15 protein-coding genes and 1 pseudogene are annotated in these 12,606 nt (G+C 67.7%); 13 read left to right on the top strand and 3 right to left on the bottom strand.

Features of this window, described 5'->3' with window-relative positions; all coding sequences use genetic code 11:
- Positions 1-100: 100 nt before the first annotated feature.
- The 9 genes and pseudogenes from map (at position 101) to truA (ending at position 5,578) form a co-directional block, all read left to right on the top strand.
- On the top strand, positions 101-952 hold the full coding sequence (map, locus tag OG430_RS20900; RefSeq protein ID WP_327354076.1) for a type I methionyl aminopeptidase: 852 nt from the start codon (positions 101-103) through the stop codon (positions 950-952).
- Positions 953-1,061: 109 nt separating this feature from the next.
- Positions 1,062-1,220, top strand: a pseudogene (locus OG430_RS20895) (type I methionyl aminopeptidase); the annotation flags it as partial.
- A gap of 152 nt (positions 1,221-1,372) precedes the next feature.
- Entirely contained in the window at positions 1,373-1,594 is a 222-nt protein-coding gene (infA, locus tag OG430_RS20890; protein WP_003948620.1) for a translation initiation factor IF-1, read from the top strand.
- A 58-nt stretch (positions 1,595-1,652) separates the two neighbouring features.
- A complete protein-coding gene (gene rpmJ / locus OG430_RS20885) occupies positions 1,653-1,766 on the top strand; it encodes a 50S ribosomal protein L36 (RefSeq protein ID WP_003974245.1) in 114 nt (37 codons plus the stop codon).
- Between the two features lie 207 nt (positions 1,767-1,973).
- The gene (gene rpsM / locus OG430_RS20880) at positions 1,974-2,354 is read left to right on the top strand and encodes a 30S ribosomal protein S13 (protein ID WP_327354075.1); all 381 of its coding nucleotides are present in this window, start codon (positions 1,974-1,976) and stop codon (positions 2,352-2,354) included.
- 69 nt (positions 2,355-2,423) lie between these two features.
- Complete coding sequence (rpsK, locus tag OG430_RS20875; RefSeq protein WP_003948617.1) at positions 2,424-2,828, top strand: 30S ribosomal protein S11; 405 nt, start codon at positions 2,424-2,426, stop codon at positions 2,826-2,828.
- Between the two features lie 129 nt (positions 2,829-2,957).
- Positions 2,958-3,980 (top strand): DNA-directed RNA polymerase subunit alpha, encoded by a 1,023-nt coding sequence (locus OG430_RS20870; protein ID WP_003966937.1) that lies wholly within the window; start codon positions 2,958-2,960, stop codon positions 3,978-3,980.
- 80 nt (positions 3,981-4,060) lie between these two features.
- Positions 4,061-4,522 carry a 50S ribosomal protein L17 gene (rplQ, locus tag OG430_RS20865; RefSeq protein WP_327354074.1) on the top strand — a complete coding sequence of 154 codons (462 nt, stop codon included), beginning with the start codon at positions 4,061-4,063 and terminating at the stop codon, positions 4,520-4,522.
- A 201-nt stretch (positions 4,523-4,723) separates the two neighbouring features.
- Positions 4,724-5,578: a tRNA pseudouridine(38-40) synthase TruA gene (gene truA, locus OG430_RS20860; protein ID WP_327354073.1), complete on the top strand. Its 855-nt coding sequence runs from the start codon at positions 4,724-4,726 to the stop codon at positions 5,576-5,578.
- On the opposite strand, the gene OG430_RS20855 is transcribed toward truA, so the two are convergent.
- Entirely contained in the window at positions 5,558-6,430 is an 873-nt protein-coding gene (locus tag OG430_RS20855) for a hypothetical protein (protein ID WP_327354072.1), read from the bottom strand. The two genes, truA and OG430_RS20855, sit on opposite strands and share 21 nt — an antisense overlap.
- Positions 6,431-6,515: 85 nt before the next feature.
- Between OG430_RS20855 and OG430_RS20850 the strand changes: the two genes are divergently transcribed.
- The 4 genes from OG430_RS20850 to glmM all read left to right on the top strand — a co-directional run bounded on the left by OG430_RS20850 (position 6,516) and on the right by glmM (position 10,497).
- Entirely contained in the window at positions 6,516-7,748 is a 1,233-nt protein-coding gene (locus tag OG430_RS20850; RefSeq protein ID WP_327354071.1) for a glycosyltransferase family 87 protein, read from the top strand.
- A gap of 210 nt (positions 7,749-7,958) precedes the next feature.
- A complete protein-coding gene (rplM, locus tag OG430_RS20845) occupies positions 7,959-8,402 on the top strand; it encodes a 50S ribosomal protein L13 (protein WP_327354070.1) in 444 nt (147 codons plus the stop codon).
- A gap of 45 nt (positions 8,403-8,447) precedes the next feature.
- Positions 8,448-8,969, top strand: coding sequence for a 30S ribosomal protein S9 (gene rpsI / locus OG430_RS20840; protein ID WP_327354069.1), 522 nt, complete (start codon positions 8,448-8,450; stop codon positions 8,967-8,969).
- Positions 8,970-9,138: 169 nt separating this feature from the next.
- Entirely contained in the window at positions 9,139-10,497 is a 1,359-nt protein-coding gene (gene glmM, locus OG430_RS20835; protein ID WP_327354068.1) for a phosphoglucosamine mutase, read from the top strand.
- 121 nt (positions 10,498-10,618) lie between these two features.
- Here glmM and OG430_RS20830 read toward each other — a convergent pair whose 3' ends face one another.
- Positions 10,619-11,554 carry a DUF389 domain-containing protein gene (locus tag OG430_RS20830; RefSeq protein ID WP_327354067.1) on the bottom strand — a complete coding sequence of 312 codons (936 nt, stop codon included), beginning with the start codon at positions 11,552-11,554 and terminating at the stop codon, positions 10,619-10,621.
- A 16-nt stretch (positions 11,555-11,570) separates the two neighbouring features.
- Positions 11,571-12,560 carry a type I pantothenate kinase gene (coaA, locus tag OG430_RS20825; RefSeq protein WP_327354066.1) on the bottom strand — a complete coding sequence of 330 codons (990 nt, stop codon included), beginning with the start codon at positions 12,558-12,560 and terminating at the stop codon, positions 11,571-11,573.
- Between the last annotated feature and the right edge of the window lie 46 nt (positions 12,561-12,606).

Below are 12,606 nucleotides of genomic sequence, written 5' to 3'. Positions count from 1 at the left end.
GGCCGCGGTGACCGAAAGGTCCCGCGGCCGTACTGTTGAACAGGGACAAAGAGACAGCAGCTGAGCCATGGGCCAGCAGCGGCGGAAGGGTAAGCGGGCGATGGTGGAGATCAAGACTCCCGAGCAGATCGCGAAGATGCGCGAGGCGGGACTGGTCGTCGCCGCCATCCACAAGGCCACACGTGAGGCGGCCGTGCCGGGGGCCACGACCAAGGACCTGGACGACGTGGCCCGCAAGGTGATCGCCGAGCACGGGGCGAAGTCGAACTTCCTCGGGTACGGCGGGTTCCCCGCGACCATCTGCACGTCCGTGAACCAGGTCGTCGTGCATGGCATCCCCGACGACGTGACCGTCCTCAAGGACGGCGACATCATCTCGATCGACGCCGGCGCGATCATCGACGGCTGGCACGGCGATGCCGCGTACACCGCCTTCGTCGGCTCGGGCCACGCTCCGGAACTGGTCGAGCTGTCGCGGGTGACCGAGGAGTCGATGTGGGCCGGGATCGCGGCCATGAAGCTGGGCAACCGGCTGGTCGATGTCTCCAAGGCCATCGAGACGTACATCAGGCGCCAGCCGCGACCGGCCACCGGTGACCACAGCCTCGGCAAGTACGGGATCATCGAGGACTACGGCGGCCACGGCATCGGCACGGCCATGCACATGGACCCGCACCTGCTGAACTACGTCGAGCGCCGGCGCGGCCGCGGCCCCAAGCTGGTCCCCGGCTTCTGTCTGGCCATCGAGCCGATGGTGAGCCTCGGCACACCTCGCACCAAGGTGCTCGAGGATGACTGGACGGTCGAGACGACGGACGGGACCTGGTCCTCGCACTGGGAGCACTCCGTCGCGGTGACCGAGCAGGGGCCGCTGGTGCTTACTGCGCCTGATGGGGGCAAGGCGAAGTTGGCGGAGTACGGGATTGTGGCGGCGCCCGACCCGCTGGCCTGACCGTCCGCCTCCTCCTGCTGGTCGATGGACGGAGTCCGGCGCAGCCGCTCGAAGCCAGGGAGGCGCCCCCGGCGCCGAGCGCCCGCGAGAGGGGCGTCGAGAAATGGTCGACTGGACGGTCGAGACGACGGACGGGACCTGGTCCTCGCACTGGGAGCACTCCGTTGCGGTGACCGAGCAGGGGCCGCTGGTGCTTACTGCGCCTGATGGGGGCAGGGCGAAGTTGGCGGAGTACGGGATTGTGGCGGCGCCCGACCCGCTCGCGTAAGGCCGCTGCTTAATGATCTTCTGCGCGGGGCATTCTTACTGGATTCGTCTTTCCGAGTGCTCTGACGTAGACTGACTCGTCGGCTCTCGTGCACCCGCATGTCTTCATGCCCGTACGAGGCCGATCAAGGTAGTCGATTCGAAGGGCGAAGCGTGGCCAAGAAGCAAGGTGCCATCGAGATCGAAGGCACTGTCGTCGAGTCTCTCCCGAACGCCATGTTCAAGGTGGAGCTCCAGAACGGCCACCAGGTCCTGGCACACATCAGCGGCAAGATGCGTATGCACTACATCCGTATCCTCCCTGACGACCGGGTCGTGGTGGAGCTGTCTCCGTACGACCTGACGCGTGGCCGGATCGTCTACCGCTACAAGTAGATCTGCCTGTACTCCGCATTCGCGGGGTGGTTGGCACTGACCCGGAGAACCTCACCTAATGAAGGTCAAGCCGAGCGTCAAGAAGATCTGCGACAAGTGCAGGGTGATCCGCCGTCACGGTCGGGTCATGGTTATCTGCGACAACCCGCGCCACAAGCAGCGCCAGGGCTGAAGCACTTTTCCTTTCCTCTGCATCCGCAGAACTTCGCGCGACGCAAGCGAAATGTACATACGCAGGACCCGTCCCTCTTCAGCGATGGAGGGCGACACCCCCGGCTCGGAGGCTGGGGACCCAGTCCGTACCACTGCTCCTCGCGGAGCGGTCGGCGGTTGGGAGCGGTACTGCGGAAGACCTCCGAGAATCAACTGGAGCCATTGAATGGCACGCGTTTCCGGTGTCGACATCCCGCGCGAAAAGCGCGTGGAGGTCGCCCTGACCTACGTGTTCGGTATCGGCCGGACCCTTTCTCAGAAGACTCTCGCCGAGACCGGCGTGAACCCGAACACCCGCGTTCGTGACCTGGCCGAAGAGGACCTGGTCAAGATCCGCGAGTACGTGGACGCCAACATCCAGACCGAGGGTGACCTCCGTCGCGAGATCCAGGGCGACATTCGCCGCAAGATCGAGATTGGCTGCTACCAGGGCATCCGCCACCGTCGTGGCCTGCCCGTTCACGGTCAGCGCACCAGCACGAACGCTCGCACCCGCAAGGGCCCGCGTCGCGCCATCGCCGGTAAGAAGAAGCCGGGCAAGAAGTAGTCCTCAGCGGACAACGCTTCATCAGCGGTCTTCGCTGTAGGACCGACCACCTCCCCGTAGGAGTTATAGATGCCCCCCAAGGGTCGTCAGGGCGCTGCCAAGAAGGTGCGCCGCAAGGAAAAGAAGAACGTCGCTCACGGCCACGCGCACATCAAGAGCACGTTCAACAACACGATCGTGTCCATCACGGACCCGACCGGCAACGTGATCTCGTGGGCCTCCGCCGGCCACGTCGGCTTCAAGGGCTCGCGCAAGTCCACGCCGTTCGCCGCGCAGATGGCCGCCGAGTCGGCTGCCCGTCGCGCGCAGGAGCACGGCATGCGCAAGGTCGACGTCTTCGTCAAGGGTCCGGGTTCCGGTCGTGAGACCGCCATCCGTTCGCTGCAGGCGACCGGCCTCGAGGTTGGCTCCATCCAGGACGTCACCCCGACCCCGCACAACGGCTGCCGTCCCCCCAAGCGCCGCCGCGTCTGACGCGACGCCGCTTGCGCGGTTGCTTTGAGGATTCGGGCGGTACGTACCCTTCGGGGGCCGTGCCGCCCGTACCCTTGCACCATCTCAAGGGCATCAAATAGCGGATGCCCATGACTGAAGGATTCCTTCATGCTTATTGCTCAGCGCCCGTCGCTGACCGAAGAGGTCGTCGACGAATTCCGCTCCCGGTTCGTCATTGAGCCGCTGGAGCCGGGCTTCGGCTACACCCTCGGCAACTCCCTGCGTCGGACCCTTCTGTCGTCGATCCCTGGTGCGGCTGTCACCAGCATTCGTATCGACGGTGTCCTGCACGAGTTCACCACCGTGCCGGGCGTCAAGGAAGACGTCACCGACCTCATCCTCAACATCAAGCAGCTGGTCGTCTCCTCGGAGCACGACGAGCCGGTCGTGATGTACCTGCGCAAGCAGGGTCCCGGCCTGGTCACCGCTGCTGACATCGCGCCGCCGGCCGGTGTCGAGGTGCACAACCCGGACCTGGTCCTCGCCACGCTCAACGGCAAGGGCAAGCTCGAGATGGAGCTGACCGTCGAGCGCGGTCGCGGCTACGTCTCCGCCGTCCAGAACAAGCAGGTCGGTCAGGAGATCGGGCGCATCCCGGTCGACTCGATCTACTCGCCGGTTCTCAAGGTCACCTACAAGGTCGAGGCGACCCGAGTCGAGCAGCGCACCGACTTCGACAAGCTCATCGTCGACGTCGAGACCAAGCAGGCCATGCGCCCGCGTGACGCCATGGCGTCCGCCGGCAAGACCCTGGTCGAGCTGTTCGGTCTGGCCCGCGAGCTCAACATCGACGCCGAGGGCATCGACATGGGCCCGTCCCCGACGGACGCCGCTCTTGCCGCTGATCTCGCCCTGCCGATCGAGGAGCTCGAGCTCACCGTTCGGTCGTACAACTGCCTCAAGCGCGAGGGCATCCACTCCGTGGGTGAGCTCGTTGCCCGCTCCGAGGCGGACCTGCTCGACATCCGCAACTTCGGTGCGAAGTCGATCGACGAGGTCAAGGCGAAGCTGGCCGGTATGGGCCTCGCGCTGAAGGACTCGCCTCCCGGCTTCGACCCGACCGCCGCTGCCGACGCCTTCGGCGCCGACGACGACGCGGACGCCGGTTTCGTGGAGACCGAGCAGTACTGAAAACTTTCGTAGGGCAACCGCTCTACGGGAACTGACACCGGTACCTGATACGGCCGGTGCAGCAATGAAGGAGAAATACCATGCCGCAGCCCGCCAAGGGTGCCCGTCTGGGCGGCAGCGCCGCGCACGAGCGTCACCTCCTCGCGAACCTTGCGAAGGCGCTGTTCGAGCACGGCCGCATCACGACGACCGAGGCCAAGGCCCGCCGCCTGCGCCCCGTCGCCGAGCGTCTGATCACCAAGGCGAAGAAGGGCGACATCCACAACCGTCGCCAGGTCCTCGCCACGATCACCGACAAGAGCATCGTGCACACGCTGTTCACGGAGATCGCGCCGCGCTACGAGAACCGCCCCGGTGGTTACACGCGCATCACCAAGATCGGTAACCGTCGTGGCGACAACGCGCCCATGGCTGTCATCGAGCTGGTCGAGGCTCTGACCGTGGCCCAGGTGGCCACCGGTGAGGCCGAGGCCGCCACGAAGCGTGCCGCCAAGGACGCCGAGGCCGTCGAGGCCCCGGCCGACGAGGCCAAGGACGCCTGAGGCTTCGCCTCGCGTTTGTGAGCGGGTCCACCCTCTTGGGGGTGGGCCCGCTTTGCTTTTGGGCCCTGCTTTGTCGGATGCGGGGCCGGGGTGGGCGTAGCCATGCGTTCAGCGCACTCGGCGCCTTCGGGCTGTGCCCACCCGTTCCGCCCTGCGGAACGATTGCCCACAGCGGTGGAGCGAGGAGAGGTAAGGAAGCTTGTGAGTGATGAGGTAGAGCCCGGCTTTGTGCGGGTGCGGCTGGATCTTTCCTATGACGGGAAGGAGTTCTCGGGCTGGGCGAAGCAGCTGCGGCAGGGGAACCGGACCGTGCAGGGGGAGATCGAGGACGCGCTGCGTACGGTGACGCGGTCGGCCGAGACGTACCAGCTGACCGTTGCCGGGCGGACCGATGCCGGGGTGCACGCCCGTGGGCAGGTGGCTCACGTCGATCTGCCCGAGGAGCTGTGGGCCGAGCACCGGGAGAAGCTGCTTCGCCGGCTCGCCGGGCGGTTGCCGCACGATGTGCGGGTGTGGAGCGTGCGGGAAGCGCCCGCCGGTTTCAACGCGCGGTTCTCCGCGATCTGGCGGCGTTATGCCTATCGGGTGACGGACAACCCGGGCGGCGTCGACCCGCTGCTGCGCAGTCATGTGCTGTGGCACGACTGGGAGTTGGACGTCGAGGCCATGAACTCGGCCGCCGAGAAGCTGCTCGGGGAGCATGACTTCGCGGCGTACTGCAAGAAGCGTGAGGGTGCGACGACCATTCGTACGCTGCAGCAGCTGAGTTGGGTGCGGGGGAGCGACGGGATCATCACCGCCACCGTGCGCGCCGACGCCTTCTGCCACAACATGGTGCGGTCACTGGTCGGCGCGCTGCTGTTCGTCGGTGACGGGCATCGTGGGGTCGAGTGGCCCGCGAAGGTGCTTGCCGCGGGTGTGCGGGATTCGGCCGTCCATGTCGTACGGCCCCACGGGCTCACCCTCGAGGAAGTCGGTTACCCCGCCGACGAGTTGCTGGCCGCACGCAATCGTGAGGCCCGCAACAAGCGGACGCTACCCGGCGGCTGCTGCTGACGCCTGGGCCTTGCCCCGTGCGTAGATCTGCTGGAAGGCGAAGCCGGCGATGTCCTTGCCGATGGTGAAGACCTTCTGGTCCTTCTCGGTGACCTTCTTGCCGTTGGTGAAGCCGGCCGTCGTGAAGTAGGCGTAGCGGCCGTAGGAGTTGACGGACGTGTAGCAGACGACGGTGTTGCAGAAGCCGGGGACGCCCTTGCCCGAGAGCGACCGGATGTTTCCGGCTTCTCGGGCCGGGACCTGCTGCTTGGCCTTGCTCGCCTGCTCCTCGGTGTCGAAGACCGCGACGCCGACCGTGACCGCCATGCCGTCCCTGCTGTAGGTGGCGCGGAAGACCTGGTCGCAGCCGTTCTTGTCGAGGATCGTCGCGAGCTTGCCGCGAGCGGCGTCCGAGCACTTCTTGGCGGTGCTGGTCGCGCCCTTCTTGTAGACCGTCGCGCCCTTGGTGAACGTCTTGCCGTAGAAGAGCGTGTCCACGCTGAGCGGCGCCTTGTCCTTCTTGGCGCTGGAGATGAAGTCCTTGGGGTCCGGCGGCGGCGGGGGCTTCGCCGAGGAGAAGGTCGGGCCCGGGGTGTCGCCGTTGCTCGGGATCGACTGGGAGGGGGGCAGCTCGTCCGCGGACTTGTTGCCGCCCTCGTTGTTGCTGTTCGCCGAGACGACGGCGATGGCGACGATGCCGCCGATCGCGGCCGTGGCGAGCGCGCCGCCGCCGATCATCAGCCACTTGCGGCGCTTGTTCCGCGACTCCGAGGCCTCGGCGAGCGCCGCCCAGTCGGGGGTCTCGTTCGTGCCCATCGGGGATCCCTGGTGGTCCCCCGGGCCCCACTGAGGCCCTCCTTGCCCAAAGCTCATGGGGCGCATCTTAGGCCGTAATCGAGCGGGGTTGGCCGCGCGTTATGCAGGGGTTATGCAGGTCACCCGACCTAGCCTGAGCCGTATGAACAAGGGCAGTTGGGGCAATTCGGTCGTACGGGGATCGAGCGTGCAGGGCTGGCTCCGGGGGCCCGCCGGGTGGCAGGCGTGGGGTGTGCTCGGGGTCGTGCTGCTGGCCTCGGTAGTCCGGGTGGGGCTGCGGTCGAGTGACGGCGGGATGGACAACGCGATCGTGGTGCGGGCCGCGCAGGCCTGGCTCGACGGGGGATCGCCCTATGCCGACCGGCACTTTCTGTACTTGCCGAGCGCCGTGGTCGCGGCGGCCCTGGAGGCTCGGATCCCGGTCGGGCTGCTGCGGTATCTGGTGCCGTCGGTGGTGGTGGGCGGGCTGCTCGTGGGGTGGGGGAGTGCGCTGCGGGTGTACGGGGTACCGCTGCGCAGCCGGTACGCGGCGCTCGGGCTCGGCGGGCTCGCGCTGGGGTTCGCGCCCTTCGGGCATCTCATCGCGCTGGGCAACTGGACCGTGGTGGCGGCGGCCGCGCTGCCGCTCGCGCTGCTGTGTGCCTGCCGGGAGCGGTGGGTCCTTGCCGGGGTGGTGATCGGGGTGGCGATCGCGGTGAAGCCGCTGCTCGTGCCGGTGGCTCTGCTCTTTGTCTTCGCGCGGCAGTGGCGCGGGCTCGCGGCCGTGGTCCTGGTGCCGGCGGGGGCCTCGGCGCTGGCGGCGCTGGCGATGCCGGACCCGGCGGGCTTCTTCACGCGGACGCTGCCCTTTCTGCTGCGGGGCGAGGACACCTTCGTACGGCTCTATGAGGCGTCGCCCGCCGCGATCCTGCCCCGGCTCGGGGTGCCGCAGGGTGCCGCCTCGCTGCTCGCCGCGGGGGCTGCGGCGGCCGGGGTCTGGTGTGCCTGGCGGCGGTGGGGGCGGGCCGATGCGGGTGCGGGGCGGGTGGTGGAGTGCGCCGTCATGCTGATGCTCGCGGCCTTCCTCGTCTCCCGGCCGTCGTACGACCACTACCTGCTGGTCGTCGTTCCGCTGCTGCTCGCCGGGGCCGGGCAGGAAGGGGCGGTGGCGCGGTCGCCGTGGTTCTGGGTGGCGCTGGTGCCGCAGGTGCCGGGGTTCAGCTGGCCCTGGCTGGAGCCGGGTACCAGGCGGGCCTACCGGGACTTTCTCACCCTGTGTGTGCTTGCGGTCACGGTCGCCCTGTGCTGCGTCCGCAGGGGGCGGGCTACCCTGGAATGTCCGGACCCGCGTGTGGTGGGGGAGCCGGCGGTGCCGGTCTCCAGGGCCGCGTTTTGACCCATACGGGGCGGCGCGGGTAGTCTCGGGGATTGATACGTATTGGCTTCGTCGTTCTCACGCGAAAGGGCCCTTACGTAGGTTCCCTGGAGCAGTTACCAGTGGCTCGCATACGGGCAGCGTTCCCGGCAGTGTGAGCCCCAGCTGCATGATCGCTTCCTGGGTGCCGTGTGTCTGGACCCCATCCACTGAAGAAGCGAAGGCTACGAAGTGCGTACGTACAGCCCCAAGCCCGGCGATGTCACTCGCCAGTGGCACATCATCGACGCGCAGGACATCGTCCTGGGTCGTCTGGCGACCACGGCAGCGAACCTCCTGCGAGGCAAGCACAAGCCGACCTATGCCCCGCACATGGACATGGGTGACTTCGTCATCATCATCAACGCCGAGAAGGTTCACCTCTCCGGCAACAAGAAGACCCAGAAGATGGCGTACCGCCACTCCGGTTACCCGGGCGGTCTGCGTTCGGTTCGTTACGACGAGCTGCTCGCGAAGAGCCCCGAGAAGGCCGTCGAGAAGGCCATCAAGGGCATGATCCCCAAGAACACCCTGGGCCGTCAGATGATCTCGAAGCTGAAGGTCTACTCGGGCGACCAGCACCCGCACGCTGCTCAGCAGCCGGTGCCGTTCGAGATCACCCAGGTCGCGCAGTAGTTCCGGCCACACCCCTAAGACGTAAAGAAAGATCTGAGGAGCATCGTGGCCGAGACCACCGTTGAGCAGCCGGTCGAAGAGACCGAGATCGTCGACGTAGAGCAGTACACCACCGAGTCGGACGCGCCTGTCGAGGGCGAGTACACCTCGGAGTCCAACCCGGCCCGCTTCGGCGACCCGCAGCCGGCCGCCGGCCTGGGCCGTCGCAAGAACGCCATCGCCCGCGTCCGGATCGTCCCGGGCACCGGCAAGTGGAAGATCAACGGTCGCACCCTTGAGGACTACTTCCCCAACAAGGTGCACCAGCAGGAAGTCAACGAGCCCTTCAAGGTGCTCGAGCTCGACGACCGCTACGACGTCATCGCCCGCATCTCGGGTGGCGGCGTGTCCGGTCAGGCCGGCGCCCTGCGTCTCGGCGTGGCCCGTGCGCTGAACGAGGCGGACGTCGACAACAACCGTGGCGCCCTCAAGAAGGCCGGCTTCCTCAAGCGCGACGACCGTGCGGTCGAGCGCAAGAAGGCCGGTCTCAAGAAGGCCCGTAAGGCCCCGCAGTACAGCAAGCGCTAATCGCTGCCTGCTCTTCTGCAACTCGAACGCCCCGGCGGCACGCTGTGCTGCCGGGGCGTTCGTGTTATCAACAGCCCTGGGCGTATAACGACATAAGGCGCTCAGAGGCTGCATGTTCGGGCATGTTTAGAGCATTTCCGAAAGCTTCAGGAAAGTTCGGAGGACACCAGTGGGACGACTCTTCGGCACGGACGGTGTGCGCGGTGTCGCCAACGCGGATCTGACGGCCGAGCTCGCGCTCGGACTCTCTGTCGCGGCGGCCCATGTACTCGCCGAGGCGGGCACGTTCGAGGGGCATCGCCCGGTGGCGGTGGTCGGGCGTGATCCGAGAGCGTCCGGGGAGTTCCTGGAGGCCGCGGTCGTCGCGGGCCTGGCCAGCGCGGGCGTGGACGTCCTGCGCGTCGGTGTGCTGCCCACCCCGGCGGTGGCGTATCTCACCGGTGCGCTGGGTGCCGACCTCGGCGTGATGCTCTCGGCGAGCCACAACGCGATGCCCGACAACGGCATCAAGTTCTTCGCGCGCGGCGGGCACAAGCTGGCCGACGAGCTCGAGGACAAGATCGAGTCGGTGTACGAGCAGCACCGCACCGGCGCTCCCTGGGAGCGGCCGACCGGTGCGGGTGTCGGCCGGGTGAAGTCGTACGACGAGGGCTTCGACCAGTACGTCGCGCATCTGATCGCCGTGCTGCCGAACCGTCTTGACGGGCTGAAGATCGTCCTCGACGAGGCGCACGGTGCTGCCGCCCGGGTTTCGCCCGAGGCCTTCGCGCGGGCCGGTGCGGAGATCATCACGATCGGTGCCGAGCCTGATGGGCTCAACATCAACGACGGGTGTGGCTCGACCCACCTGGGGCTGTTGAAGGCCGCTGTTGTCGAGCACGGCGCCGATTTCGGTATCGCCCACGATGGCGATGCCGACCGTTGTCTTGCCGTGGACCACACCGGTGCGGAGATCGACGGGGACCAGATTCTGGCTGTGCTCGCGCTCGACATGCGTGAGCGGGGTGCGCTGCGTGGTGACACCGTGGTCGCGACCGTCATGTCGAACCTGGGCTTCAAGCTGGCCATGGAGCGCGAGGGGCTTTCGCTCGTGCAGACCGCGGTCGGGGACCGGTATGTGCTCGAGGCGATGAAGGAGCACGGGTACGCGCTCGGGGGTGAGCAGTCCGGGCATGTGATCGTGCTTGATCACGCGACGACGGGTGATGGCACGCTGACCGGGCTGATGCTGGCGGCGCGGGTGGTGGCGACGGGGCGGTCGCTGGCTGAGCTTGCCGGGGTCATGCGGCGGCTGCCGCAGGTGCTGATCAATGTGCCGGACGTGGACAAGTCGCGGGTTGCCACTTCCGCCGAGCTGGCTTCGGCTGTTTCTGATGCCGAGCGTGAACTGGGCTCCACCGGGCGGGTGTTGCTTCGGTCTTCCGGGACCGAGCCGCTGGTGCGGGTGATGGTTGAGGCTGCGGATATCGACCAGGCGCGGTCTGTGGCTGGGCGGTTGGCTGATGTGGTGAAGTCGGCGCTCGGGTAGTACCGGGGATTTTTTCCCCTACCCGCCCCTTCCCGTAAGGCTGCCGCCGGCTTCCTGGGGTGGGGGTGGGTGGGAATGCGACTGTCAAAGATCGTCCTCAAACGCCGGACGGGCTGAATTGTCAGCCCGTCCGGCGTTTGCGGTGGCGGGACCAGAAGTACTTCTGGGCGTACAGGGTGAGGGTGCCTGCCACGATGATGCCGAGCAGGTTCAGGAGGAGTTGCTCGGTCGAGCCCCAGGTCTGCTTGTGGTCGCCGAAGGCCAGGGCGACCGCGGCGTTGGCGGCGGCGGGGACCGTGGTCACCGAGATCGCGACGCCGACCAGGGCCCCGGACTTGGCCGAGGTGAGCGAGAGCGTGCCGGCGATTCCGGCGAGCACCGCCACGACGAAGGAGAACCAGTCGGGGGCGTAGATGAAGCTCGTGTTCGGCCGGCCCTTGAGGAGCTGGTCCTCGCTGAACAGGTCCACCGCGTCCATGAAGTAGCTGAAGCCCACCGTGACCGCCATGGCGATGGCGAAGCCCGCCAGCAGGGCGATCAGGGAGCGCAGGGCGAGGCGCGGGGCGCGCTGCACCACCGCCGTGCAGAAGCCGGCGAGCGGGCCGAACTCCGGGCCCACCGCCATCGCGCCCACGATCAGGATCGCGTTGTCGAGCACCACACCGCACGCCGCGATCATCGTGGCCAGCGTGATGAAGGCGACGTAGGTGAAGGAGAGCGTCGACTCCTCGTGCGTGGCGTCCGAGAGCTGCTCCCACAGGACCGCGTCCGCGCCCTCGCCCGGTGCCTCGTCCTCTGCCTTGTCGGCGCGCTTGGAGAGTGAGAGGTCGATGTTCTCGACCGCGATCGAGCCCGTGTCGGGGATTCCCAACTCCCGTAGGCCGCCGATCAGTTCGTCGCCCGCCTCGCGCGCCACGTCGCACAGGATCACATCGCCGCGCGGATTGCGGGCGGCGCCGGGCAGGACGGCGAGGTGCGTGGTGCCGACCGTCTTCTCGATCAGCCGTACGACGTCGTCGGTGCGGTCGGACGGAGTGATCAGGCGGAGATGCAGCATGCCCGCAGGGTAGCCGTCAGAGCTTGCGCAGGCTCAGGCGCTGCACCTTGTGGTCGGGGCCCTTGCGGATGACGAGGCTGGCGCGGCCGCGGGTCGGGGCCACGTTCTCCAGGAGGTTGGGCTTGTTGATGGTGCGCCACATGGTGCGGGCGTAGTCGAGCGCCTCCGCCTCGGAGACCTCGGTGTGCCGGTGGAAGTACGAGTCGGGGTTCTGGAACGCCCCGCTGCGGAGCTTCTTGAAGCGGTTGAGGTACCACTGCTCGATGTCCTCGGCCTTGGCGTCGACGTACACGCTGAAGTCGAAGTAGTCGGCGAGGCCCACCCTGGTCCGGCCGTCCTTGCCGGGCAGGGCCGGCTGCAGGACGTTGAGGCCCTCCACGATCAGGATGTCCGGGCGGCGCACGGTGAGGCGCTGGCCGGGGACGATGTCGTAGATGAGGTGGGAGTAGACGGGCGCCGTCACCTCGTCCTTGCCGGCCTTGATGTCCGCGACGAAGCGGGTGAGGGCGCGGCGGTCGTACGACTCCGGGAAGCCCTTGCGCGACATCAGGCCGCGCTCCTTGAGCTCCTTCATGGGGAGCAGGAACCCGTCGGTGGTGACCAGCTCGACGCGCGGGTGCTCGGGCCAGCGGGCGAGCAGCGCCTGCAGGAGACGGGCCACGGTGGACTTGCCGACCGCGACCGAGCCGGCGACCCCTATGACGAAGGGCGTGCCGTGCTGGGTGCCGTGGCCGTTGCCCGCGTCGCCGAGGAAGGTGTTCAGGGCGCCGCGCAGGCCGTCCGTCGCGCCGACGTACAGGTTGAGCAGGCGCGACAGCGGCAGATAGACGTCCCGGACCTCGTCCAGGTCGATCACGTCCCCGAGACCGCGCAGGCGCTCCACCTCGGCGGCGGTGAGGGGGAGCGGGGTTTTGTCGCGCAGGGCGCTCCACTCGTCGCGGGTCAGGTCGACGTAGGGCGTCGACTCCGCGCGGCGGTGTGTGCTTCGGGGCGGCGAAGAGATCACCACTTCATTGTTGCGGGTTCATGAACAGGGCGGGGGGTGGGGTACG

Source organism: Streptomyces sp. NBC_01304 (assembly GCF_035975855.1).
Classification (GTDB): domain Bacteria; phylum Actinomycetota; class Actinomycetes; order Streptomycetales; family Streptomycetaceae; genus Streptomyces.
Note: the sequence above shows the minus strand (reverse complement) of the source record. Positions and strands in the feature narration are given on the sequence as shown.